Raw genomic sequence first — 23584 nt, forward strand, 5'->3', positions numbered from 1 at the left:
CTGTCGCAGCGGCTCAACGGCTCAGGCCCCGCGGCCGGCCAGTGACCGCCAGAGGAAGTGCTGGCTGCGGCTCTGCAGCGCCGCGGCCTGGCGGTTGTCCGAGGCGCCCGCATGGCCGCCCTCCAGCGCCTCGTGGAACCAGATGTTGGGGATGCCCATCGCCTGCATGCGGGCGGCCATCTTCCGTGCCTGCACCGGGCCTACCCGGTCATCCGAGGTGGCCGTCCAGATGAACGTCTCAGGGTAGTCCACCCCGTCCTTGAGGAGGTGGTACGGGGAAAACGTCTTGATAAATTCCCACTGCTCCGGAACGTCCGGATCACCGTATTCAGCAATCCAAGAGTAGCCGGCGGACAGTTTTGTATAGCGGCGCATATCCAGCAGCGGGACACCGCAGGAGGCGGCCCCGAAGAGCTCCGGATACCGCGTGAGCATGTTTCCCACCAGCAGTCCGCCGTTGGATCCGCCCACGCAGCCGAGCCGCTCGCGGGAGGTCACACCGCGGGAGATCAGGTCCGCCGCCACGGCCGCGAAGTCCTCGTAGGCGCGGTGCCGCTTCTCCTGCAGGGCAGCGCGGTGCCAGGCGGGACCGTATTCGCCGCCGCCGCGGATGTTGGCCACAACGTAGACGCCGCCGCGGGTGTGCGGGGCGTCCCCCTCGTGCCCGGCCGATTCCTCGGTGCGGCGTTCCAGCCAGGCACGGCCGACCGTGCCGCTGTAGGCCGGAGTCCGTGAGATTTCGAAGCCGCCGTAGCCTGAGAGCTGCGTGGGGTTCTGGCCGTCCAGCACCAGATCCTTGGATGCCACCTGGAAATAGGGCACCCGGGTGCCGTCCTGGGAGACCGCAAAGTGCTGCTGGACCTCGTACGCCGCTTCGTTGAAGAACGACGGCGAGGACCGCAGAGCCTCGTGCGTGCTGAGCACGCCGGCGCCGTCGGGTCCGCGCTTGAGGCTTCCGCGGGTGAGGGTGCTCGGCGTCGTGAAGCCGGTAGCCACCAGCCAAAAGTCGTTCCCGGCGCCGGCGGCGTCCGAGCCGCCGTCCTCATCTTCGTCGTCGACGGCGTAGGCGTTGACGTCATGCAACGGCGGGCACGCGTCCAGCACGGTGGATGCCCAGGCGGAGTCCTCCCCGGGCCGCTGCGGATCGAGGACCCGGATTTCCGAAGACACGTCGCGGAGCAGGTTCAGCAGCAGGAAGTCCCGCGTCCAGCTCCACGACTGCAGCGAGGTGTGCTCATCCGGGGTGAACAGCACGGACAGTTCCCGGCTGCCGGCCAGGAACGCATCGAACCCCACTGCGAGGAGGGACCCGGCCGGATACCTGGCTGCGCCGATGGTCCAGTCTGTTTGCGGACGGAACAGCAGCCATTCGCGGTGGGTGCTGAGGTTTACGTCCGCCGGGACATCGAACTGCACCCACTGCCCGTCGCGCAGCACCGAGGTGGACTTCTCGAAGAAGCTGATCCAGTCCACGGCAAAAGTCCGCTCGAAACCAGGGGTCGAGTCGTGCGCCACGAGGGCCATCATGTGGTCTTCGGGGATGTCAAAGACCCGCTCGGCGGTGACCAGGGATTCGCCGCGGCGCAGTTTGACGCCGGTCCGGGCGTAGGAGGATGTGGTCTTTGGCATTCCCTCGGCAGTGGAGGCGACCAACAGGGTGTCCGCGTCCAGCCAGGAAGCGTTGCCCTTTGCCGTCGGCAGATCAAAACCGCCGGCCGCCGGGTCCACGAAGCTGCGGGACCCGACGTCGAACTCCCGGTAGCGGTTGGCGTCGCCGCCGTCGGGGGACAGCGCGAGCAGCGCCCGCCGGTGCGGTTCGCCCTCGGCCGGGCGCAGGAAGGCGGCTCCATGGAACACCCACTCCTCACCTTCGGCGGCGGCCAGTGCGTCCACATCCAGCAGGACGTCCCACTCCGGTGATCCGCCGCGATAGCTTTCCCAGCGGGTCCGGCGCCACACGCCCTTGGGGTTCTCCCGGTCCTTCCAGAAGTTGTAGTACCACTCGCCGTGCTTGCCCACCATGGCGATCCGGTCGGTGGAGTCGAGTACCTCCAGGATGCTGTTTTCCAGCTCGGCGTAGTCCGTGTCTTCCAGCAACTCCTCGGTGCGGGCGTTCTGCTCCCGGACCCAGGCGAGCTGTTCCTCGCCGTAGATTTCCTCAAGCCAAATGTTCTCGTCGACCGGTTCGGGGGCGGTGCCCGCCGCGGCGGGGCCGGTGGGCAGGGCGGACTCGGGCGGGTGAGCAGCTTCAGCGGTGGTCATTTTCCCATCCAAGCAACATCGGAGCTCCGGTAGCAAGTCACACCGTTTCCGCGGTGTCCGGCCCGGCGGTGTCCGGCCCGGACGTACCGGGACGGTCCGGCCGGCCGGCCGGTTACGGATACGCTGGATGCCGTGGGCATATCGCAGAGCATCCGGACGGCAGTGATTGGCGCCGGTCCCCGCGGCACCAGCGTGCTGGAGCGGTTGCTGGCCAACTGGGGCGCCACCGCACCGGGTTCCACCTTGCACATTGACGTCATTGACCCCTATCCCGCGGGGCCGGGCCACGTTTGGCAGACCGGCCAGTCCAGGCTCTACCTGATGAACACCCAGTCGTTTTACCCTTCAGTCATCCCCGAGGACCCGGACCTCGCACGGCCGCTTGCCGGCCACACTTTTGACCGGTGGCGCGAACTGCAACGCAGGCAGCCCCACCCGGAGCTCACCGCCGAAGAGTGCGCCGAGCTGTCAGCGCTGGGCCCGGCGGACTTTCCCAGCCGGGCACTGTACGGGCGCTACCTGCGCTCGACGGTGGAAGAGCTGCTGACCCGGTTACCGTCCGGGGCCACAGTAGATTTCCACCGCACGAGGGCAACATCCGTCCGGCACGCCGCCGCCAGCGCCGCCGCCGCCAGCGCCGCCGCCGCCAGCGCCGCCGCCGCCAGCGCCGCCGGCGACGAAAACCGTGTCAGCTTCGACGTCGCGCTGGCCAGCGGCAGGGTCCTCACGGTTGATTCCGTGGTGCTGGCTCTCGGCCACCTCGAATCGCGGCTTAACCCGGAACAGCGCGAACTCCAGGCCGCGGCCGCGGAGCTCGGGCTGCTCTACCTGCCGCCGGCTGCCCCGGCCGACGTCGACTGGTCCCGTGTGCCGGCAGCCAAACCGGTCCTGGTACGCGGTATGGGCCTGAACTTCTTCGACGTTATGGGTCAGCTGACCGAAGGCCGTGGCGGACAGTTCCTGCCCGGCGGCGACGGCAGGATGACATACCTGCCCTCCGGCCGCGAACCGCTGATCATCGCCGGGTCCCGGCGCGGCACCCCGTACCGGGCTAAGGCAACCCTCGCCGGGTACTACCCCGGCGCCGTCACGCTGAGGTACTGCACCGAAGGCGCCCTGGCGAAATTCGCGGCAGCGGGAATCCGGCCTGCCTTTGACCACGACTTCTGGCCGCTCCTGCACCGCGACGCGCTCTGGGCTTACTACTCCACCCTGGCGCGCTCGCAGCCGGGTGCCATCCTGACGGACCCTGACGACTTCCTGGCGGTCCTTGCGGAAGCTCTGCGCCCGCACGCGCACTCTGCCGCCAAATGGGAGGACCAGGTGGACTCCGTGCTGGAGGTGCACGTCCGCCCGGCCCACCGGCTGGATCTCCTGGGGCTGGCGGCACCGCTGGCCGGGAGGTCGTTCGCCGCCAGGGCCGAACTCGATAATGCCGTCGTTGACTACCTGCTCGACGACGCCCGGCGGTCCGCCCTGGCGGAGGATGATCCGGTGAAGATGACCATCGGGGCCCTGCACCACGGCCGCGCGGTACTGAAGAGCGCCGTCGCGGACGGCGGAATCACCGACGAGTCCTGGGTCGCGGGACTCCGCGGCTGGTTCGAATCGTTTGTGGAAGGGCTGGCCAGCGGACCCCCCGCGCAGCGGGCCGAACAGCTCGCGGCCCTGGCCCGGGCCGGCGTCGTCCGGTTCGTCGGACCGGACCCCAAGTTCGGGGTGGACCGCCGAGCGGGGTCCTTCACGGCCGTCTCGCCCTGGGTGGGACCGGGCACCGGCGACGGCGGCGGGGACGTGGTGACAGCCGCCGCCATGATCGAGGCACTGGCGCCGGCCAACAAGGTCGCTGTGAACGTCTCAGCCCTGCTGGAACAACTGATGGCCGAAGGGTTGGTCCGGCCGCGGCTTATGATGACCGTTGAAGGAACGCCGGTGCCGACCTCAGGGCTGGACGTGGTGCCGCATCCGTACCGGCCGCTGGGTGCCAACGGCTCGGTGACCGACGGCCTGTACGTGCTGGGACTGCAACTGTCCGCCGTGCAGTGGGGAACCGCGATCGCGGCCGAAGCGCAGCAGAAAACCGGGCCCGTTTACCGCAGCGGCCAGCGCACGCTGCGGGACGCCGACGAGATCGCCCGGGCCATCCTGGGGTCCTGACCCGCGCAGTCCGAATGAGCATGCCCTCCGTCCGGTGGGCCAAATGAGCATGCCCTCCGTCCGGTGGGCCAAAAAATGAGCATGCCCTCCGTCCGTGCTGAGCGCTGGACATATTGGCTATATGTCCAGCGCTGCAGCCCGGGGGAGGGCATGCTCAGGGGCTCGGAGCCAGAAGGCTAGCCGCGGAGGCAGTTCCGGTACTTGATCCACGCGATCGAGTACTTGATCCAGCCCTTGAAGTCGTACCACTTCGTCGGCGGAACCGGTGCGGTGCAGGCCGGCGGGACCGGTACGTTGGCTGCGACCACAACGCTTGCCTTCACCACTGTGCCGGATTCGACGGCGGTGAGCGTCAGGGTACCGGTGCCCGTTGCGGCGCCGGCGGGTACCTTCAGATCAACTGTGGCGGTTCCGGCGGAAACCGGTGTTGTGCCCAGCGCGGTGAGGGTGCCTTTGGCATCGGTGAACTCGGCGCGCAGCGAGGTGTTCACCGGGCTGCCCAGCGAGGTGAGATCCAGCTTGGAGACGGCCAGGGTGATGGCCTCCCCGCCCTTGACCTGCGCGGCGGTGGTGTTCACCACGGCAACGGAGCGGCGTGCGAAGTCCGGTGCGACCGGGCTGTGCACCTGCAGGTACTTGATCCACGCGTCGCGGTCCACGAGTCCGGAGTCCTTGGTGTTGGTGCCGGACTTGAAGATGCGGAAGTTGTCTCCTCCTGTTGCCAGGAAGTTGAACGTTCCGATCCGGTAGGACTTCGCGGGGTCGATCAGTGCGCCGTTGACCCGGATCGAGGTGATCCGGTCACCGGCGGCGCGGGCGGCGTCGTAGGTGTAGTTGACGTTCTTGGACAATCCGAGCTGCTGGTAGGCGCGGCTGGGTACCGTGCCGTCCGGGTTGGTCTGCCACTGCTGCTCCAGGAGCGTCTTGAACTGCTCACCGGTCAGCGAGGTGGTCCAGAGGTTGTTCACGAACGGCAGGACCGCGTTGGCCTCGGCGTAGGTGACGGTCCCGTCCGGGGCGTAGTAGAGCTCGTTGCGCAGCCCGCCGGGGTTGACGACGCCGATCTCGGCAGCACCGAGGTCAGCCGGCTTGAGCGAGTCAACCAGCGCATCCGCGACCAGGTTGCCCAGGGTGGACTCACTGCCGCGGTCATCGCGTGAGGCCGGAGTCGTGGTGGTGGCAGGCGTGAACGCCGTGGTGATGTCCGCGGTCACCGAGCCGACCGGCTGGTTGCCAACCACTGCAGCGTCGGCGAGTGCCTTGTCAACGATCGTCTTGACGGCGGCGACCCGCGGGTACGCGGCCACGAGATCGGCTGCCGGCTGGTCAGCGGAGGTGGTGCGCTTGACGTTGCCGGCCTTGTAGCCGGTCACCGACATGGTCTTCGTGTCGATGGTCAGCTGGATCTGGCCGATGTACTCGCCGTAGTTGCCGGTCTGGACGATCGGGCGGGTCTTGCCCTCAGCGCCGGGGACCGGGGCATCCCAGGAGTACTGCTTGTGGGTGTGGCCGTTGAAGATCGCGGCAACGTCCGGCGTGACCTCGGTGACCATCCTGGCGAACGGTCCGCCGGCGGCGACCTCCTGCGCCAGGGTAGCGCCTTCGGGCGCCCCGGAACCGGCGCCGTCGTGGTTTTCCACCACGATCACGTCGGCAAGTTTGTCCGCCTTGATCTTCGCGGCGACGCGGTTGATCGCATCGACCGGGTCGCCGAAGTCAAGATCGGCGATGCCCGCCGGGGTAACCAAGGAGGGCACTTCCTGCGTAACGGTTCCGATCACGGCGACCTTGACGCCGTTCAGGTTGAGCACCGTGTACTCCGGCAGAACCGGCTCGGTGGTGCCCTTTTTGTAAACGTTGGCACCGAGATACGGGAACTTGGCGTTGGCCCCGCCCGCAATGACGCGGTCGCGCAGATCGGCCCAGCCGCCGTCAAACTCGTGGTTGCCGACGGCGGAGGTCCGCAGTTCAAGGGCGTTCAGCACATCGATCGTCGGCTGGTCCTTGGCAACGGCCGAGGCGAACAGCGAGGCGCCGATGTTGTCCCCCGCGGAGAGGAACGCCGTGGCACCGGGGGCAGCCGCGGCCCGCAGCTTCTCGATGGTTCCGGCAAAGAACAGGGTGTTGGAATCGATGCGGCCGTGGAAGTCGTTGATGTTAAGCAGGTTCAGCTCAACGCTGGCAGGGGTGACGGGCAGGTTCAGGCCCACCACCACCGGATCGTGGTCGCTCGCCCGGAACTGGTCCGCAGCGTAGTAGTCAGTCACGTTGTTGTTGTAGCGGCTGTATTCCAGGGCCACAGACTCCACGGAGTTGATGTTCCAGATGTCGGCGCCGGTGACAACGGCGTTGGCTCCCGGTGAGGCGAGGATGTGGTCCAGCGAGCCCACCAGGCCACCGAAGAGGTAGGAGTGCTTGGCGGAACCGTCGGCGTTTTTGGCCTTCTCGTCCTGGTTGATGTAGCCCGCGGCCGTGAGGACGTTGATCGGGTCTTCCTTGGCGTAGGAGTTGAAGTCACCGATCAGGAAGACTTTGTCCGTCCCCTTGGACTTCTGCAGTTCGTCGGAGAACGCCAGCAGCGACCGGGCCTGCGCGGTGCGGGCGAGGTTTGAGTTGCCCTGGCCCTTGTCCGTGTCGTCCGGGGTGGCGGCTGAGCCCTTGGATTTGAAGTGGTTTGCGATCGCGATGAACTTCTTGTCATCGGACGCGCCCACCGGCTTGAAGACCTGTGCCAGCGGCTTGCGGGCACTTGCGAAGGCAACGGTGTCGTTGAGGATGATGGACTCGCCCACCGGTTCGGCTGTGGCCTTCTTGAAGATAAAGGCGGTGCGGATCATGTCCTCATCGGCCAGCGGGGGTGCGTTGGCGGGAGTCCGGACGTAGTCCCAGATCCCCGGCGTGGCGATGTTCAGTGCGTCAACCAGCTTGGCGAGGGCATCGTCACGGTTCTTGCCGAACTGTGCGGAGTTCTCGACCTCCATAAGCGATACAACGTCGGCGCCGGACTTGGAGATGGCGGCGACGATCTTGTCCTGCTGGCGCTGGAGGTTTTCGGCGTTCGCCGCGCCGCGGGCATCGCAGCCGCCGCGGACGGTGATCGGGTTCCCGGCACGGTCGGTGTAGTAGGTGCACCCGGTGAGCTGATCGCCAGTGGTGGGGAAGTAGTTGAGCACGTTGAACGAGGCAATCTTGAGGTTGCCGCCGACGGCCGCCGGAGCGTCCGCGCGGGTGCTGCCGCCAAAACTTACCGGCTGGACCGCGTCCGCGGTGGCGGGGGTCAGCTGCGTCAGCGGCTGGAACTTCCAGGCGTTGTTGGCGAAGCTGAGCACCACGTTGGTTTTGAAGCTCACCGGGGTGCCGACACGGACGTGCTCGGTAGTGGTCAGGTACGGCAGCTCCAGGGCCTTGGTGGTGGCGTCCTTGAGGAAGTTGGTGGTGGCGCCGTCGTCGAGCCGGATGCCGTTGGCGGTGTTGGCGGCGACGGTAGCGGTGTACTCTGCCGATCCGTAGGGGGCGACGGCGGTGGGCTGCTCCAGCGGAGCAGACCCGCCGGCCAGGCCGATTTCACCGTACTGGTTCAGCGAGAAGTTGTCGGTGACAGTGACCGGTCCCTGCGGGGCCAGCAGCATTCCTTCCAGCGACTCGCGGAAGGTTTCCTCGGCCGGGAGCGAAAAGCCGGTGGCTTTGACCTCCGGGGCCGCTTCCGTGAGCTTCTTGAGGTCAGCTTCTGCGGCAACGGTCATTTGGGTCATGCCGAAGAATTCGCTGACGGCGCCCGTCACCTCGACGTAGTCGCCGATCTGGACGGCGCCGGCCGTGGCGGACGAGAAGACGAAGATGGCGTCCGACGCCGAGTGGCTGGCCGGGGTCAGGTCGCCGCCGGTGCCTGGGGTCTGGATGTAGTAGCCGGCGAACCCTCCGGTCGGGAAGGCTGCGGTGACTTTGCCGCGGGTGGTGACGGAGCTTCCGACGAGCGGGCTCGCAGTACCGTTGCCCTGGATCTCGGCAATCGTCTTGACGGCCGGGGGCGTGACGGGGCCGGGATCGACAGGCGGATCCACGGGAGCGGCCACACCGTTGGCAGCCTTGGGAGTGATGGTCGCGTTCAGGGTGAAGTCAGCAGCGTTGTTGTTGCTGTCCGCGCCGTTGCCGCGGTTCAGGCTCTTGACGTCGGTGTTGCCCGACGGCGCCGTCGCCGCCTGGGTTTCGAAGGTGTTGGAGGTCCCGTAGCCGAGCAGATCGGCGACATTGGCAGGTTCAACGACTGAGCCGGTGGCAAGGGGGTCCAGAGCGGTTGCCTGTTTGGCCAGGACGATGGTGCCGGTTGTGCCGCTCGGGTTGAAACCAGCGGCTGACACGTCGGCGGCCGGCAGTTCAGGGGCCGTAGACGCGCTGGAGTTCGTCCCGCCCTTGACCAGGAAGTAGCCCTTGGCCGGGATGCTTCCGGTGAGCGAGGCGGTTGCACTGGGTGCCGCGGTGCCGGTTCCCGGGCGGTACTGGACGGACCAGCCGTCCAGCGAGACTGCCGCATCGGAGGTGTTGTACAGCTCAACGAACTTGTTCTTGTAGGCGCTGCCGGCGCTGCCGCCGCTGAGGTACGCCTCGTTGATGATCACTGGCGAGCTGCCAGCCGCTGCCGGGGAGACTTCCACGGCAAACGCCGGCACAGCGGCCAGCGGGGCTGCGATGAGCCCTGCCGACAGCGCCGTGCAGAGCGCGGTTTTCCAAGGTAAGTGTTTCATCCGCTCTAACTCTCATGAGGTGCCCGGGTAAGGGCTGGGTGGAGGTGTCCGCGTAACGCCGCAGACCGCCGGTAGGTGCTCCTGGTCAAGCAGTTCCCGGCACATCAAAACAGAGGTGGGTGAACACGACATGTCTTGCATGTGCATTCGGCGAAACGTCCCCCAGCGGAACGCGTCACAGTCGGCACCGGGCCAGCAACTATGCGCCCCGGCGACGGAGTGGGTTGCCCCGAGCTGTGTCGGGTGAACCATGCCGGCCGGCTGGGGCCGCGCATGCCAAAAGAATACCGGCCGGTGGCCGAAGTGGAGCGGCTGGCCGGTTATTCCCGGGGCATTTTTGCGGCAGGATTTCCTGAAGTTCTTGCTCAAGATTCCTTGAGCTTTGCCCTGACGCCCAGCTGCCCTGCGGACCGATGTCCGCGCTCTACTGCGCCGTCGGGGCCGTGATCTTGAATCTGGCGCCGGTGGGGTCAGCGAGCGTGGCAAGGCGCCCGAACGGCGTATCGTCGGGCCCCTCGATCAGCTGGGCGCCCATGGCGACGGCTTTTTCGGTGGCGGCGTCCGTGTCCGCAACCGCGAAGTACACCTGCCAATGGGAGGGGACCTCGGCGGGGAGGTATCCCGAGGCGTCCATGATTCCTGCCTTGGCGGTGTCTCCCGCCCCCAGCGTGGTGTAGCGGAATTCCGGGGTGTCGCTCATAACGTCGGTGTTCCAGCCAAAAACGTCCTGGTAAAACTTGACCGCCGTGGCGTAGTCCTTGGTGTGGAGTTCGTGCCACGCAGGGGTACCGTCTTCGGCGGCGAGCTCATAGCCCGTCATCTCCCCGGTCTGCCAGATGCCGATGGCCGCGCCGGTGGCGTCGCCCACCATGGCCATAGTGCCTTGTTCTGGCACATCCATGGCTTCCAGGTAGACGGCTCCGCCGTGCTCCGCCGCGCTCTTGACAGCCGCGCGGGCATCGTCCGTGCGCAGGTACGTGGACCAGGCGTCAGGGAAACCGGCCCGGTCCGGTTGCTTTTGCATGATTCCGGCGACCGACTTGCCGTTCTTCAGCGCAGTGATGTAACCGCCGTACTTCTCCTGGTCGCCAGTTTCGAACGTCCAACCGAAAAGGTCACCGTAAAACGCCTGGGCCTTTCCGGTGTCGGAGGTCATCAGGTCGATCCAGCACGGTGCTCCGTTGGAGTGCTCGGGTGTTGGCATTGTGGACTCCTGTACTTTCTGCGGCGGTGAAAGGTACTGGCGGGGCGCCTTATCTTGGGACGGCGAAGCAGACACTGTGAGGGTATGCCTGAGCGCAGACGGTTTCAACGGGTTCCGGGTGCCCGCCCCGCGGGCGGCTGGTACCGGTGGCGGGTGGGCGGGGCATCTGCAGGCCGGCGATACGAGTGAGGCCGGTTGGGGCAACCTCTCGATTGCCCCAACCGGCCCCTAAGCCGCGCAAACTCTGCGCTCCCGCGGAAGGTAAGAGATTCGAACTCTTGGTACGGGGTCACCGCACACTGGTTTTCAAGACCAGCTCCATCGGCCGCTCGGACAACCTTCCCTAACGAGTAGTGTTTCATAGGCAGTCGGCAGCAACAAAAACGCGGTTGCGCTCGCGGGCGCCGGTATCTCCTCCGCATATTCTGGGAGGAAGCGCTTCGGACATAATGTCCCGGCGGCGCAGCCGGGCCACACGGCCGCAATACGTTCGTTAGAAATCGGAGTTCTCCATGAAGGCTGTCTATATCTTAAGGCCGGGCGGACCCGAGGCCCTGGAGGTCCGCGAGGTCCCGTCCCCGGTGCCGGGTCCCGGTGAGGTGCTGATCGACGTCGTCGCCGCCGGGCTAAACCGCGCCGACGTCCAGCAGCGCAAGGGCCTGTACCCGCCGCCGCCCGGAGCCTCGGAGGTTCCCGGGCTGGAAGTCTCCGGCCGGATCGCTGGCTTTGGTCCCGGAGTCACCAAACCGTTCTCCGTGGGCGACAAAGTCGTTGCGCTGCTGGCCGGCGGCGGCTATGCCCAGCAGGTTGCTGTACACGCGGGGCAGGTCCTGCGGGTCCCCGAGGGGATCGACCTTGTCACCGCAGCATCTTTGCCCGAAGTGGCGGCGACGGTCTATTCCAACCTGATCATGACAGCGCAGCTGCAGCCGGGGGAGACCGTCCTCATCCACGGGGCGACCGGCGGCATCGGCACTATGGCCATCCAGCTCGCGAAGGCGTTCGGTGCCGTGGTCGCCACGACGGCCGGCACCGCGGAGAAAGTCGGCACCGCCAAGGCGTTTCTTGGCGCAGACATCGCGATCAACTATGCGGAAGAAGACTTCCCGGAGAGCCTGCGCGCGCAAAATGGCGGCAAGGGCGCCGATGTTATTCTCGACGTCGTCGGAGCCAAGTACCTGGGACAGAACGTGGACGCGCTGGCGGAGTACGGGCGGCTGGTGGTGATCGGGCTGCAGGGCGGTGCCAAAGGCGAGCTGGATCTTGGCAAACTGCTGGGTAAGCGTGCTGCGATTATCGCGACGGCGTTGCGCCCGCGGCCCGTAGCGGAGAAGACCGTGATTATGGACGCCGTCCGCGACGGTGTCTGGCCGATGCTCGCCGATGGCCGGATCCGGCCGCTGGTGGCGAAGACCTTCCCGCTGGACCAGGTCGCTGAGGCGCACCGGTACTTCGACTCCGGTGACCATGTGGGCAAGATTCTGCTCCTCCTGTAAGCCGGACCCGAGTCTCGGCCCGGCCGGCGGCGCCTCAAACACATTCTGTGGCGGGCATATCCGAATTGCTTGCGGAGAAGAAATGACTGTAATGTAATTCCATACGCGGTATACACGCGTCTTGGGGCGCGTGTATGCTGTCGTCCCGCTACCCTCCGGGAGCAACATGTCCATCCGTCACAGTCTCCTCGCCCTCCTGCAGGACCGGCCACACTATGGCTACCAGCTCAGGATCGAGTTCGAAGAGCGCACAGGGTCCTCCTGGCCCCTGAATATCGGGCAGGTCTACACGACTCTTGACCGCCTGGAGCGCGACGGGCTCGTCCGCAAGGATGGTGCCGACGGTGAGGGCCACATTGTTTACAGCATCACCGCGGACGGGCTTGCTGAAGTTACCCGCTGGTTCAGCTCCCCGGTGCAGCGGAGCAGTCCGCCGCGGAACGAACTGGCCATCAAGCTCGCGCTGGGGCTGACCTTGCCCGGTGTCAACGTCGGTGCCGCCATTCATGCCCAGCGTGCCGTGTCAGTCCGGGCCCTGCAGGACTACACCAAAGCCCGGCGTGAGACGGCATCCCAGCAACGCTCCATGGATACCGCCCGGCTGCTGGTACTCGATTCCTTGATCTTCCAGACCGAGGCCGAAGTGCGCTGGCTTGACCTTTGTGAGGCGCGGCTGATGCAGTTGACCGGCCCGTCCGCCTGAGTTCGGCCGTTCGACGCGTTTGCCGCACCGTTCACCGCTTCCGCCGAACCGGTTGGCGCGGAAGCCATACCCATGCACCACCTACGTTGGTAGGGTGCCTTGGGGCACCTCTGTCGGGGATTTGCCCAGTTGGTTTCTCAAGGAGGAGACATGGGCACAATGCCAGATGGCACGCCAAAGAACGTACTGGTCGACGACGGCATCACGCCGGACCCGTTGCTGCCGCCCACCGCGGTGGACGCCGGCGTAACCGAAGCCGAAGAGCGCAACTGGACGCCGGCCAAGATCGCCCTCTGGGCCGCGATCTCCCTGCTGGGTGCGGTGGCCTGGTTTATGCTCGCGATAGTGCGCGGCGAAACAGTCAACGCCATCTGGTTCGTGTTCGCCGCAGTGTGCACCTACCTGATCGGCTACCGCTTCTACTCCAAGGTCATCGAGCGCTACCTGACCAAACCGAACGATCGCCGCGCCACCCCGGCCGAGTACAAGGCCGACGGCAAAGACTACGTCCGTACGGACCGCAACGTGCTGTTCGGCCACCACTTTGCCGCTATCGCCGGTGCCGGCCCGCTCGTCGGTCCGATCATTGCCGCCCAGATGGGCTACCTTCCGGGCACCATTTGGATCATCCTCGGCGTCGTCCTGGCCGGTGCCGTCCAGGACTACCTCGTGCTGTTCTTCTCCATGCGCCGCGGCGGTCGCTCGCTGGGCCAGATGGCTCGCGAAGAGCTCGGGGTGATCGGCGGCACCGCTGCCCTGATCGCGACGCTCCTGATTATGGTGATCATCGTAGCGATCCTGGCCCTCGTCGTTGTGAACGCCCTCGGCGAGAGCCCCTGGGGCGTCTTTTCCGTGGGTATGACCATTCCGATCGCACTCTTTATGGGCGTGTACCTGCGCTACCTTCGGCCCGGCAAGGTTATGGAAGTCTCCCTCATCGGCTTCGTGCTGCTTATGGCGGCCATCATCGGCGGCGGCGCCGTCGCCGGCACCGAGTGGGGAGCGGCCTTCTTCCACCTGGACAAGGTCACCATCGCCTGGGGACTCATCATCTACGGCTTCATCGCCGCGATCCTGCCCGTCTGGCTGCTGCTTGCACCGCGCGACTACCTGTCCACGTTCATGAAGATCGGTGTGATCGCCATGCTGGCTGTGGCCGTCATCGTGGTCCGTCCGGAAGTCAACGTACCGGCGTTTAGCGAGTTCGCCAGCCGGGACAACGGACCGGTCCTGTCCGGGTCCCTGTTCCCGTTCCTGTTTGTCACAATCGCCTGCGGCGCGTTGTCCGGCTTCCATGCCCTGATCGCCTCCGGCACCACGCCGAAACTGATCGAGAAGGAACGCCAGACCCGGTTTATTGGCTACGGCGGCATGCTGATGGAATCCTTCGTCGCCATCATGGCCCTCGTCGCAGCGATCTCCATTGACCGCGGCCTGTACTTTGCCATGAACGCCCCGGCGGCGTTGACCGGCGGCACCGTGGAGACCGCCGCGCAGTGGGTCAACAGCCTGGGGCTGGCCGGCGTGAACATCAGCCCGGATTTCCTGGCCCAGACGGCCAAGGATGTGGGCGAGGAGAGCATTATTTCCCGCACCGGCGGCGCCCCCACCCTGGCCGTGGGTCTGGCCCACATCATGCAGCAGTTCATCGGCGGTACGGCCATGATGGCGTTCTGGTACCACTTCGCCATTATGTTCGAGGCCTTGTTCATTCTCACCGCCGTCGACGCCGGTACCCGGGTTGCGCGCTTTATGCTGCAGGACTCGATTGGCAACTTTGTCCCTAAGTTCAAGGAGCACTCCTGGCGCCCCGGCGCCTGGCTCTGCACCGCGATTATGGTCGCGGCCTGGGGCGCGGTGTTGCTGATGGGCGTCACCGATCCGCTGGGCGGCATTAACACCTTGTTCCCGCTGTTCGGCATAGCCAACCAACTGCTGGCAGCCATTGCCCTCTCGGTTTGTATGGCCATTGCGGCTAAGCGCGGATCCTTCAAGTACCTCTGGATTGTGGCGCTTCCCCTGGCTTTCGCAGCCGTTGTGACCATCACCGCCAGCTTCTACAAGATCTTCTCGCCGGTGCCCGCCGTGGGCTACTTCGCAAACAACGCAGCCTTCACCAAGGCCCTTGCAGACGGCAAGACCTCCTTCGGCACGGCCAAGACCCAGCTGGCCATGGAGGCCGTGGTCCGCAACACCATGATCCAGGGCTGGCTGTCGGTGATCTTTGTGGTGCTGAGCATCATCGTTATTATCACCGCGATCCTGGCCAGCGTGAAGGCGTTCCGCAATGCAACGCGCGGTTTGCCGAACCCGAATCATGAGGACCCAGCAGTCGCCTCGCGCGTTTTCGCTCCGGCCGGAGTGATCCCCACCCCGTCGGAGCGCGAGCTGATGGCCGAGTGGAACAAACTTCCGGCCGATCAGCGGTTCGAAAAGGCCGGCCAGCACTGATGCGGGCACGGAAATGAACGCCGTCGTTGTGGGTTTGCGGGGTTTCGCCCGCTACCTGGGCAGCGTTATGGGCGCGGATGCCTATTCGAAGTACTCGGCGCATCATGCGGCCTTGGGCCACGGCACGACGCCGATGACTGAGCGGGAGTTTTGGCGGGACCTGACGGACCGCCAGGACGCCAACCCGCAGGGCCGATGCTGCTGACCGGTTCGCACTGGCCGGCGTAGCTGAACTCAGCCGGCAGGGGAAGGGCGACGCCGGGCACACAGGTGCCCGGCGTCGCCCTTCGCCGCAGCTGTGCCGGCTAGTTAAACACCCTCAGTGGACACTCCGCTGAGGGTTTCGATGTAGTCCAGGGTTTTGGGGCTGACATGCCGCACGGACGCAAGGGCCTGCCGGAGACCGGTCCTCCTGGCCGGGTCACCGAGTGCGCCGCGGAGATCCATGACGGTTTCGATGCCCTGATCCTCGAAAACGCCCGTTATGTCCTCGACCTGGGCGAGACGGCCAGGCGAGGGCCAGCTGATGACTTCAGCGAGCGTTCCCGTGTCGAGGTGCCGGCGGAATCCGCTGGTTGTGTCGGCATCCGGCCAGGTGTCGACCAGGGCGACAACGCGCGGCTTGACTGTCGAGTGGTAGTTCTGCCGGCGCTGCAGGGTGGCGTCGACAATGATGGCCCCGATATGGGCCCACCTGCGGCTGGATTCGGTCGCGGCGTCCGGGCCCTGGGGGTCCGTAAACGCCGGGCGGGTGGCCTCGTTGTGCTCGTTAGTCATAGGTGAATACTTCCACGTGCGGCAGCGGGCGTTGAGCTGCCTCAGCCCGGACCGGAGGGTGCAGCGCCAGAGGGGTGCGGGTGAGCGACTGCGTGGGCCCGGCCGGGTACGCCCGCAGCCGGGCACCCGGCTCGTGAGAGTATGAAGCCATGAGCGATCCGCACGACACTCAGACCGACGCCGTGGTACCTGTCGAGGGCACTACCCTGGACTCCAGCCCGGACGGCGACGGCGTCCAGCCGGGAGACAAACAGCTGCCGGAACCGCTGCGCCCCTCGGACCCGAAGGACCCGGCACGGTCGCGGCGTGCCGCGGATACCCGGGAAAGGACCGGCCAGCTCCAGGACCTCGTCGATGAACCGGCGAAAGTGATGCGGATCGGCACCATGATGAAGCAGCTCCTGGACGAAGTGAAGTCTGCCCCGCTCGATGACGCCGCCCGCGCCCGGTTGGCCGAAATCCATCAGCGGTCCCTCAAGGAACTGGAAGACGGGCTCGCCCCGGAACTGGTCGAGGAACTGGAACGGATCACCCTTCCCTTTCCGGCGGAGGGGACCCCGTCGGACGCAGAACTGCGGATCGCCCAGGCCCAGCTGGTCGGCTGGCTGGAGGGCCTCTTCCACGGAATCCAAACCGCCCTCGCGGCCAAACACGCTGCCCGGGAGCAGGCCGTGGCGCAGGCGCAGCTCCGCCAGTTGCCGCCCGGCACCATGATCGCCCCCGGCGTGATTATCGGTGCGAACGGCGAGCCCCAGCGGGCGGCGGCGCCGGCACCGGGCGCGGAACCCTCCCGGCTTCCCGGGCCCGCAGACCCGGACCACGGTCCCGGCCAGTACCTGTAGGCGCCCGTGGGTTTTTTCAGCGCCGCCCGGCAGGGGCGGAAAGACGACGCCGAGCTTGGCAAGGGGCTCTGGCGGCGGGCCCACGACCGCTTCATCCGGGGCTTGGACCGCTACCACCAAATCCTCGAGGGGGTCGAGGACGAGGCCCTCTACGCCGAGCTCCTGGCGGTCGGCAACGAACTCTCGGCGCTCTCGGGACGGGTCCGGCAAATCTGTGTGGAGGCCCAGCGCCGGGCGCCGAGCGAGGGACTCGACATCCCGGGGACCATGACGGGAGTCCACCGGGCACTGTCAACGGCAGGAAATTCCCTGGCGACCACAGCCGAAGCAGCGGCGATGGTCCGCCTCGCAGTCCACCCGGTCCCCGCAGGAGCGGAGTCGGTTCGACGCCGCGCCCAGATGGTCCTGGAGCACGTCATCGACGCCGAACGCCGCCTTGCCCAGGCGTCGGCTTCGCGCTGACGGACGGGACGTGCGCCGGATACGCGGGAAAATTCCCGGTTAAGCGCCTAGCTTAGCTGCGCGGTTTCCACTGGCGCAGCGGCGTGGACGTTGGCACGATAGCCAGATGACTTCTTCACCGGTAATGACTTTTAATGACGGCAATACCATCCCCCAGCTCGGCTACGGCGTGTGGCAGGTTGAGGATGACGTCGCTGAGAAGGTTGTCGTCCAGGCCTTCGAGGCGGGCTTCCGACACATCGACACCGCCAAGATCTACGGCAACGAAGCAGGCGTGGGCAGGGCCATCGCACGTTCAGGGCTCACGCCCGAGGAAATCTTCATCACCACCAAGCTGTGGAACGCGGACCAGGGCTACGAGTCCACGCTGAAGGCCTTCGAGGAATCCATGGAGCGCCTGGGCCTGAAGACCCTGGATATGTACCTGATCCACTGGATGCAGCCCAAGCAGGACAAGTATGTGGATACCTGGAAGGCCCTCATTGAACTGCAGAAGCAGGGGCGGGTGAAGACCATCGGTGTTTCCAACTTCACCAAGGAAGGTCTGCAGCGGCTGATCGACGAGACCGGTGTGGTGCCGGCCATTAACCAGATCGAACTGCACCCGTTCTTCAGCCAGGCCGAGTTGCGCGAATTCAACTCCTCCCACGGCATCCTCACCCAGGCCTGGTCGCCGCTGGGCCAGGGCGGCGAGCTGTTGGAGAGCCCTGTCATCGCTCAGATTGCGGCAAAGCACAACGCCACTCCGGCGCAGGTCGTTATCGCCTGGCACCTGGCCATCGGCAACGTCGTTATCCCCAAGTCGGTGACCGAATCCCGTATCCGCGAGAACTACGCGGCACTGGAGGTCACCTTGGACGAGACCGATGTTCAGGCCATCAACGGAATGGACAACTCTGCCGAGGGCGCCGGCCGCATTGGCGCGGACCCGGCAGTCTCGGACTTCGCCTAAAGCCACCCCGGCCAAGCCGCCGGCGAAGCGTGCAGCTGGGCCTTCACCCGAACCGGGTGGGGCCCATTCTGCTGTCCCGGGAGCGGAAGGCAACCCAGCTAGGCAGCCTTCCGGGCTTCCTCGACCGGAACGGCGTCAACCATTGCCCAGCCACGCTCGTCGGCGGCCTGGCGGGCGGCGAAGCGTTCGGCGGCGTGGACGTCATCAAACGTCTCGGTGCGGATCCGGCCGCAGTCCGTGTCCAGGTACGTGACTTCGAAGTACTGGGTGCTTTCCATGGACTAAGTGTGCCGCCGGGCACTGACACTAAGTGGCCATCAGTCCGGCGTGTTGCCAATCCGCAGCACCCGTTCCCGTGCCAGGTCCTCGGCTCGCCGGGCCCTACCCGCCGCCCGATCAGCCTGCTGCGCTTGGGCAGCGGCCAGTTCGCGCCGTTTCCTGGCCGCTTTGAGCTCCGGTTCGCACCGGGCCAGCTGCTCGCGCAGGTCCCGGGCCGTGTCGGAGAGTTCCGTTACCAGGGCAGTGGATTGGGCCAGCTCCGCATCACGCTGGCGGGCTTCATCGGCCGCCACGCTGGCTGTGTTTTCGGCTTCCTTCAGTGCGGCCCGTGCGCGTTCCTGCGCTGAGGGACTGGGCCGGCGCGGTTCCTCTCGGACGGCCTGCAGGCGGGGTCGCCCTGCAGCCTGCGGCGCAGTGGCTCCCGCCGGGGCGGCGTCGGAAGTCAGCACTCCGGTCCTGCTGGACTCACCGCCAGGGGCCGGCGCGGAATCCGGTGCCGGCGTTGCTGGTGGGACCAGCCCCGGGAGTGCTACCGCGTCCGAAAGGTCCACCGCGTCGACACCGTCGGCGGACAGGCCCCGGAGGAGGCGACCGGACTGCACGGCCGCAGCTGCTCCCTCGTCCGCAGTCGCCGCCCGCAGCGTCCCTTCGACGTCCGCAGCGGTCGCCCCGCTGATCGTCCTGCCCTGCTGCTGGGCCACGTCCCGTGCTGCCTGGACTGCGCCGGCGAGAAGCCGGCGCCGTGTCTGTCCCAGCCGGCGCAGTGTCGTGGCATCAAGGGAGGACTGTGCAGCACGCATCGACTCTCCCAGCTCGGCGAGTTGCCGAAGGGTCTCCGGTCGCCGGGTCGCGAGCATGTTCACGGACCATGCGGCCAAGGACGGCTTGGGCAGGGCACGCACGTCCGCGGCGAGGGAATTCTTCGTGTTTGTGGCGCCGGCCGCTTTGGCAGCGGCGGTCCGGGCGGGGACAAAGTCGTCGAACGGGAGGGCATAGAGCCGCGCCGCAACGTCCGCCAGTCCGCGCTCTGCCATGCAAGAATCATAGAAGCCCGGCCCGGGAATGCGGCCGCAAAGGGGCAGTTCTGCTGGAGATAAAGGGCGCACATGATTGAAATAGCGGGGCTTCCAGCCCACATTCTGCTCGTCCACGCGGTGGTCGTGCTGGCGCCGATCGCCGGTCTCGGCGCGATCGTATATGCCGTCGCACCACGCTGGCGGAACTACCTGGCCTGGCCGCTGGGAGTGCTTTCGCTGGGCCTGGTTCCCGTGTCCCTGCTCACCGCGCAGGCCGGGGAGCAGCTGCAGAACGCCCGGCCCTCATCTGCCTTGATCCGCGAGCATGTGGAGCAAGGGGACGTACTCAAGGCCGTCTCCGTGGTGTTCTTTGTGGTTATCGCGGCGACCCTGGTGGTCAGTTACGAGCCCATCGGCCGGTGGTTTGCCTTCCTGGGGCCCCTGCGGAGCAACCGTGCGGTCCGGCTGGCCCTCCTTGTCATCGCGGCGGCGGCGGGGGCCGTTTTCGTCTACCAAAGCATCGTAACCGGCCATTCCGGCTCGGCCTCGGTCTGGAGCACCTAAGCAGGACCCCACAGCCGGGCCGGGGCTGCAGCGATCAGTCCTGCCGCAGGGTCCGCGCCGAACGGCCCCGTTGCGGTTCGCGGATCCGCAACAACGCCACCACCAAGACCGAGAAGGCGATCAGCTGCAGGACGGCCACGGCCAGGATCAGCAGCGGACGGCTGCTATACAGCGAGCCGTACAGCCCACCGCCCGCCAGCGCCCCGGCACCTTCAAACGCCGCGAAGACTCCGTACGCCGTGCCCTGGCGCCCTTCCGGGACGAGGTCCGCGATAAGCGCCTTGACGGTGGAATCCTGGATACCTGTGGCCGTCCCCCAGACCAGGACTCCGGCAAATGCCAGGCCTGCGGCGGGCGCCAGCGCCAGCGGCGGGACTGCTGCGATCAGCAGGGGAAGCGCGAGGAGCGCCGCCGCCCCGGAACGGTCGTAAATGACGCCGCTCGCGAGGGCGCCGAGGGCTGCGGCTGCCATCGCCCCGGCGTACAGCAGCGGTACCACCGCCACTGGAACTCCCGCCGTTGTCGTGAGGTGGAAGGCGATAACACCGAACGCCACCAGGCCGGCGCTCCAGAAGAATGCGGCGACGGCGAACAGCAGGAAACCACGGGTGAAGACCGTCGCCGGTCGGTCGGCACCGGGCGGGGGTAAGGCGTCGACGGCGGCAGGAACGGATGACGGTACCCGGAGGCGCAGCCAGAACAGCATAAACATCGCTGCAGCTGCCGGCAGGGCCAGGACGGCGAAGGCCACCGACATGCTGCCGGTGGCGGCAAGTACTGCCGCGATCAGCACCGGCCCGAGGACCGCGCCGAGAAGGTCAAGTGATTTATGGACGGCGAAGCCGCGGCCCCGGCCGACTTGTTTGGCGACCGCTGCCAGCAGAACTGTCTTGGCCGGGCTGCGGATGGCCTTGCCAACGCGGTCTCCGATAATCAGAACGGACGCCAGCACCAATCCGGCTTCCCCGGCGAGCGGCGCCACAGCGAGCAGGGGCACACAAACCGCGGTGAGCCCGTATCCGGCCAGCGTGAACGTCCAGTACCGGCGGGTGCGGTCCGCCCAGGGTCCGAACAGGAGCCGCAGTCCCTGTGCCGCGGCCTCGGCTGCGCCGGTCACAAGGCCAACGACCAGTGCAGAGGCGCCCAGCTGGGCCAGCAGCGGACCAGCCAGCGGCCGGGCGCCGTCGGAGACAATGTCGGCTGCCAGGCTCACCAGGCCAAAGCCGATCACCGGACCCCAGAGGCCGCGCCGGTTCGCGCCGGGCACGGAAGTGCCGGCCGCCGTTCTCTGACCCCGCTGTTCCATCTGCCAATGGTCGGCCGCTGACCGGCGCCACGACAAGAGGCAGCCGGCCCGGGCCCGGAGACGGGCCGCGTCGGGGACCGGGCAGCCGTACCTGGGGGACAAAAAAGATCGGCCCCGGCGAAATCGCCGGGGCCGATCTTTGCAACTCGAGCTTCCTGCCAGAATCGAACTGGCGACCTTCTCATTACGAGTGAGCAGGCAGAAGCCCTCGATATAGGCCAAGCATCGGACCTTGGTGACGAAAAAGTGACGTACTAATTCCAGCCCAGACTTGATAGTGCGGCATTCAATCTACCAGCGCTGTCGTGTAGGTCGTGATCGAAGAGGCCTGCATAGGTGTCCAGAGTCATCGTCGCTGACGCATGTCCCGCTATCCGCTGGACCACCTTCACGTTGGCACCAGAGCTAATTGCGAGGCTTACTGCGGTGTGCCGAAGATCATGGAAGGTTGGACGCGGGAAGGTCGTATCGCTGGCGGAGAGGCGTGCGATGGCGGGTGCATAGTGCCGTCGAGTCCACGTGTTGTTGCGGAGAGCTGATCCTCGCGCCCCGCTGAAAAGGCGGGTGTCGGTTGCCATACTGAGCCACTGGCGCTCGAGCCGCGCAGCAATGAGCCGGGGCAAGGGTACCGTCCGGCTCTCGCCGCCTTTAGTGGAACCAAGGATTAGCTGCCCATTCACTTCCGAGTAGGCCCGGGTTATCGAAACTGATGGTCGCTCGCCCAGGGTCACGTCCTCTCGTTTCAACGCCGTGATTTCGCCCCAGCGAAGACCGCATGTGCCCGCCAGCATTACGAAGAGGTCGAAGTCGTCGCACTGATCCGCCAGCTTGGTGAGCTGGGGCATCGTGAGGTAGACGTGGTCGCGCTGTCTGTCCCGCGCCGGGATGTAATCAGTCTGCCCGAGCGGGTCTTTGGTGGGGTTGGCCGCGAGCAGCCTCCGCTTTACCGCGTATCCCATGAGGCGCCCGAACAAGAGTGCCACTTCACGTCGGGTAGTCGATCCTGCGGGCAACCCGTTTCGGCCGACAAGCGTCGTTATCCACGCGGCAGTGTCGTCGTAGCTGACGCTGGCAAGCGGTGTGTGGGACCAGCGTGGTCCCACGTAGTTTTCATAGAACCGGCGGTAATTGTCCACAGTCTTAGGGCTAGCTGCTTTTCGTCCGGTAGCGCCGATCGTGCGAACACGCTCGATCCATTCAGCGTAGAGCTGTCCCACCGTAGTCTTGTTGGCTATTCGAGGGTCGATGAACGTGCCTGATCGAATCGAACCGACGGTCGAGCGGAGAAAGTCCTCGGCCTCTCGCTTCGTCGAGAACCGTTTCCTTGTGCGTCTTCCATCAGCCGTGGTCCAGTCTGCCTCCCACCGCTTTAGTCCGTTGTCGAGCTTGTTAATCGCCAACGCCATTGGCCTTTCTCGCTCGCATTGTGGTCCAGAGCTCATTCGACTGGGCCACGAAAGCCGGTGCAATGCGGGCATCGCGGCCTTTGCCCTCGAGGATGCCCTTAGAGCGTGCGCGACGCAGCCGCGCCGACCAGGTCTCGCTGCTCTCCCCGGACCACTCTGATAGTCGCTTAATGGGTTCCACTGACGTTTGGCCGAGGGCAACGTAGGCCGAGGCAACGTGCACGTAATCGCTATCCGATTCGACACGTGCGGGTAAGGGCGTGATTTCGTTTCGAACGCTGGCCACGGACAGCCGTTCGTGCCGATCACGCATGAGGGACCGGGCATGGGCCATTGGAATGGCCCGCAAGAACGAGGTGGTGATGCCGTCGAAAGCATTTGATTCGAAGACAGTTTTCGCATTCTGGTCCACATGCGTGGCGTAGTGCTCAGCGTCAAAGCCAACGTGCAGCCTGTCCGGTTCGCGAAAGCTGCCCAGCACGTGACCGATCGTCCAGCCGACGTTCACTGTCAGGCCGGCCAGGCGGTAATGCGCCCAGAGGACCGTTAGGTCCATTCCGTCTTCTGTTAGCGGGTGTTCGGCGGGGCCGTCTGGGTCGCCGAGGTACTCCACGCCGTTGGGCAGCGGTGGAAGCTCTTTGGATGTCATGTCCCCAGCGTAACACAGTCGACCTACCAAAGTAACCGTGCGCGACACGGTTGCACTGCCAAGCCATATGTACTACGCTCACATCAACACAGTTCGCCAGCCAGGCAAACCGTGCTTTCCCAATCACCAAGGAGCGCTTTGCAAATTCATCCCGACCAAGTGCCGTCGGCCAGCATCCCTGCCATCGGCAGGGTCTCGTCCCCCTACTTGACGCGGCGTCAGACCGCGGAATACTTGAGCGTCTCGGAGAAGTGGCTGGCCCAATCGGGCCGGACCTCCGGGCCACCCTTCTACAAATTTGGCAATCAATGTCGGT

Annotated in this window: 19 protein-coding genes and 1 tRNA gene; 9 read left to right on the forward strand and 11 right to left on the reverse strand. The window is 66.1% G+C overall.

Annotated features, from left to right (window positions below):
• Positions 1 to 21: 21 nt before the first annotated feature.
• Positions 22 to 2262 (reverse strand): prolyl oligopeptidase family serine peptidase, encoded by a 2241-nt coding sequence (locus ABIB49_RS02295; protein WP_354156619.1) that lies wholly within the window; start codon positions 2260 to 2262, stop codon positions 22 to 24.
• A gap of 132 nt (positions 2263 to 2394) precedes the next feature.
• On the opposite strand from ABIB49_RS02295, the gene ABIB49_RS02300 reads away from it, so the two are divergent.
• Complete coding sequence (locus tag ABIB49_RS02300; RefSeq protein ID WP_354156620.1) at positions 2395 to 4419, forward strand: FAD/NAD(P)-binding protein; 2025 nt, start codon at positions 2395 to 2397, stop codon at positions 4417 to 4419.
• A gap of 176 nt (positions 4420 to 4595) precedes the next feature.
• Here the strand turns inward: ABIB49_RS02300 and ABIB49_RS02305 are convergent, their stop codons facing one another.
• From ABIB49_RS02305 to ABIB49_RS02315, 3 genes are all read right to left on the reverse strand, one after another.
• Positions 4596 to 9161 carry an ExeM/NucH family extracellular endonuclease gene (locus tag ABIB49_RS02305; RefSeq protein WP_354156621.1) on the reverse strand — a complete coding sequence of 1522 codons (4566 nt, stop codon included), beginning with the start codon at positions 9159 to 9161 and terminating at the stop codon, positions 4596 to 4598.
• Between the two features lie 424 nt (positions 9162 to 9585).
• Positions 9586 to 10365 carry a VOC family protein gene (locus ABIB49_RS02310; RefSeq protein WP_282360551.1) on the reverse strand — a complete coding sequence of 260 codons (780 nt, stop codon included), beginning with the start codon at positions 10363 to 10365 and terminating at the stop codon, positions 9586 to 9588.
• A gap of 255 nt (positions 10366 to 10620) precedes the next feature.
• Positions 10621 to 10708: transfer RNA gene (locus ABIB49_RS02315), tRNA-Ser, on the reverse strand.
• A gap of 169 nt (positions 10709 to 10877) precedes the next feature.
• Between ABIB49_RS02315 and ABIB49_RS02320 the strand changes: the two genes are divergently transcribed.
• From ABIB49_RS02320 to ABIB49_RS02335, 4 genes are all read left to right on the forward strand, one after another.
• Positions 10878 to 11861: an NAD(P)H-quinone oxidoreductase gene (locus tag ABIB49_RS02320; protein ID WP_226773725.1), complete on the forward strand. Its 984-nt coding sequence runs from the start codon at positions 10878 to 10880 to the stop codon at positions 11859 to 11861.
• Positions 11862 to 12027: 166 nt separating this feature from the next.
• Positions 12028 to 12564: a PadR family transcriptional regulator gene (locus ABIB49_RS02325; protein WP_226773726.1), complete on the forward strand. Its 537-nt coding sequence runs from the start codon at positions 12028 to 12030 to the stop codon at positions 12562 to 12564.
• Between the two features lie 150 nt (positions 12565 to 12714).
• Complete coding sequence (locus ABIB49_RS02330) at positions 12715 to 15015, forward strand: carbon starvation CstA family protein (protein ID WP_396021227.1); 2301 nt, start codon at positions 12715 to 12717, stop codon at positions 15013 to 15015.
• Between the two features lie 13 nt (positions 15016 to 15028).
• Positions 15029 to 15220, forward strand: a complete 192-nt coding sequence (locus tag ABIB49_RS02335; RefSeq protein WP_354156622.1) for a YbdD/YjiX family protein — start codon at positions 15029 to 15031, stop codon at positions 15218 to 15220.
• 104 nt (positions 15221 to 15324) lie between these two features.
• Here ABIB49_RS02335 and ABIB49_RS02340 read toward each other — a convergent pair whose 3' ends face one another.
• Positions 15325 to 15792 (reverse strand): hypothetical protein, encoded by a 468-nt coding sequence (locus tag ABIB49_RS02340; RefSeq protein WP_354156623.1) that lies wholly within the window; start codon positions 15790 to 15792, stop codon positions 15325 to 15327.
• The gene (locus tag ABIB49_RS02345) at positions 15785 to 15943 is read right to left on the reverse strand and encodes a hypothetical protein (protein ID WP_354156624.1); all 159 of its coding nucleotides are present in this window, start codon (positions 15941 to 15943) and stop codon (positions 15785 to 15787) included. Before ABIB49_RS02345 ends, ABIB49_RS02340 begins: the two co-directional genes overlap by 8 nt.
• Here ABIB49_RS02345 and ABIB49_RS02350 point away from each other — a divergent pair.
• The 3 genes from ABIB49_RS02350 to ABIB49_RS02360 all read left to right on the forward strand — a co-directional run bounded on the left by ABIB49_RS02350 (position 15942) and on the right by ABIB49_RS02360 (position 18048).
• Positions 15942 to 16634: a bacterial proteasome activator family protein gene (locus tag ABIB49_RS02350; protein WP_354156625.1), complete on the forward strand. Its 693-nt coding sequence runs from the start codon at positions 15942 to 15944 to the stop codon at positions 16632 to 16634. The genes ABIB49_RS02345 and ABIB49_RS02350 overlap by 2 nt on opposite strands.
• Before the next feature lie 6 nt (positions 16635 to 16640).
• Entirely contained in the window at positions 16641 to 17096 is a 456-nt protein-coding gene (locus ABIB49_RS02355) for a hypothetical protein (protein ID WP_354156626.1), read from the forward strand.
• Positions 17097 to 17202: 106 nt separating this feature from the next.
• The gene (locus ABIB49_RS02360; RefSeq protein ID WP_226773732.1) at positions 17203 to 18048 is read left to right on the forward strand and encodes an aldo/keto reductase; all 846 of its coding nucleotides are present in this window, start codon (positions 17203 to 17205) and stop codon (positions 18046 to 18048) included.
• A gap of 98 nt (positions 18049 to 18146) precedes the next feature.
• On the opposite strand, the gene ABIB49_RS02365 is transcribed toward ABIB49_RS02360, so the two are convergent.
• Positions 18147 to 18326 (reverse strand): hypothetical protein, encoded by a 180-nt coding sequence (locus ABIB49_RS02365; protein ID WP_354156627.1) that lies wholly within the window; start codon positions 18324 to 18326, stop codon positions 18147 to 18149.
• A 39-nt stretch (positions 18327 to 18365) separates the two neighbouring features.
• Entirely contained in the window at positions 18366 to 19361 is a 996-nt protein-coding gene (locus ABIB49_RS02370; protein WP_354156628.1) for an NADH-quinone oxidoreductase subunit E, read from the reverse strand.
• 72 nt (positions 19362 to 19433) lie between these two features.
• Here ABIB49_RS02370 and ABIB49_RS02375 point away from each other — a divergent pair, with 72 nt between their 5' ends.
• On the forward strand, positions 19434 to 19907 hold the full coding sequence (locus tag ABIB49_RS02375) for a hypothetical protein (RefSeq protein ID WP_226773735.1): 474 nt from the start codon (positions 19434 to 19436) through the stop codon (positions 19905 to 19907).
• Between the two features lie 34 nt (positions 19908 to 19941).
• Here ABIB49_RS02375 and ABIB49_RS02380 read toward each other — a convergent pair whose 3' ends face one another.
• From ABIB49_RS02380 to ABIB49_RS02390, 3 genes are all read right to left on the reverse strand, one after another.
• Positions 19942 to 21213, reverse strand: coding sequence for an MFS transporter (locus ABIB49_RS02380; RefSeq protein WP_354156629.1), 1272 nt, complete (start codon positions 21211 to 21213; stop codon positions 19942 to 19944).
• Between the two features lie 254 nt (positions 21214 to 21467).
• Positions 21468 to 22619, reverse strand: coding sequence for a tyrosine-type recombinase/integrase (locus ABIB49_RS02385; RefSeq protein WP_354156630.1), 1152 nt, complete (start codon positions 22617 to 22619; stop codon positions 21468 to 21470).
• Positions 22603 to 23268, reverse strand: a complete 666-nt coding sequence (locus tag ABIB49_RS02390; RefSeq protein ID WP_354156631.1) for a hypothetical protein — start codon at positions 23266 to 23268, stop codon at positions 22603 to 22605. The genes ABIB49_RS02385 and ABIB49_RS02390 overlap by 17 nt, the downstream gene beginning before the upstream one ends.
• Positions 23269 to 23584: the final 316 nt, after the last annotated feature.

The sequence above is a fragment of the Arthrobacter sp. UYCu512 genome (assembly GCF_040547075.1).
In the GTDB taxonomy this organism is placed as follows: domain Bacteria; phylum Actinomycetota; class Actinomycetes; order Actinomycetales; family Micrococcaceae; genus Arthrobacter.

Bases quoted from the DNA above. Each gene is read 5' to 3' on its own strand.
- ABIB49_RS02295 (WP_354156619.1), bottom strand. From the start codon at position 2,262: ATGACCACCGCTGAAGCTGCTCACCCGCCCGAGTCCGCCCTGCCCACC.
- ABIB49_RS02335 (WP_354156622.1), top strand. From the start codon at position 15,029: ATGAACGCCGTCGTTGTGGGTTTGCGGGGTTTCGCCCGCTACCTGGGC.
- ABIB49_RS02325 (WP_226773726.1), top strand. From the start codon at position 12,028: ATGTCCATCCGTCACAGTCTCCTCGCCCTCCTGCAGGACCGGCCACAC.
- ABIB49_RS02310 (WP_282360551.1), bottom strand. From the start codon at position 10,365: ATGCCAACACCCGAGCACTCCAACGGAGCACCGTGCTGGATCGACCTG.
- ABIB49_RS02340 (WP_354156623.1), bottom strand. From the start codon at position 15,792: ATGACTAACGAGCACAACGAGGCCACCCGCCCGGCGTTTACGGACCCC.
- ABIB49_RS02385 (WP_354156630.1), bottom strand. From the start codon at position 22,619: ATGGCGTTGGCGATTAACAAGCTCGACAACGGACTAAAGCGGTGGGAG.
- ABIB49_RS02330 (WP_396021227.1), top strand. From the start codon at position 12,715: ATGGGCACAATGCCAGATGGCACGCCAAAGAACGTACTGGTCGACGAC.
- ABIB49_RS02380 (WP_354156629.1), bottom strand. From the start codon at position 21,213: ATGGAACAGCGGGGTCAGAGAACGGCGGCCGGCACTTCCGTGCCCGGC.
- ABIB49_RS02350 (WP_354156625.1), top strand. From the start codon at position 15,942: ATGAGCGATCCGCACGACACTCAGACCGACGCCGTGGTACCTGTCGAG.
- ABIB49_RS02375 (WP_226773735.1), top strand. From the start codon at position 19,434: ATGATTGAAATAGCGGGGCTTCCAGCCCACATTCTGCTCGTCCACGCG.
- ABIB49_RS02345 (WP_354156624.1), bottom strand. From the start codon at position 15,943: ATGGCTTCATACTCTCACGAGCCGGGTGCCCGGCTGCGGGCGTACCCG.
- ABIB49_RS02365 (WP_354156627.1), bottom strand. From the start codon at position 18,326: ATGGAAAGCACCCAGTACTTCGAAGTCACGTACCTGGACACGGACTGC.
- ABIB49_RS02360 (WP_226773732.1), top strand. From the start codon at position 17,203: ATGACTTCTTCACCGGTAATGACTTTTAATGACGGCAATACCATCCCC.
- ABIB49_RS02320 (WP_226773725.1), top strand. From the start codon at position 10,878: ATGAAGGCTGTCTATATCTTAAGGCCGGGCGGACCCGAGGCCCTGGAG.
- ABIB49_RS02370 (WP_354156628.1), bottom strand. From the start codon at position 19,361: ATGGCAGAGCGCGGACTGGCGGACGTTGCGGCGCGGCTCTATGCCCTC.
- ABIB49_RS02390 (WP_354156631.1), bottom strand. From the start codon at position 23,268: ATGACATCCAAAGAGCTTCCACCGCTGCCCAACGGCGTGGAGTACCTC.
- ABIB49_RS02305 (WP_354156621.1), bottom strand. From the start codon at position 9,161: ATGAAACACTTACCTTGGAAAACCGCGCTCTGCACGGCGCTGTCGGCA.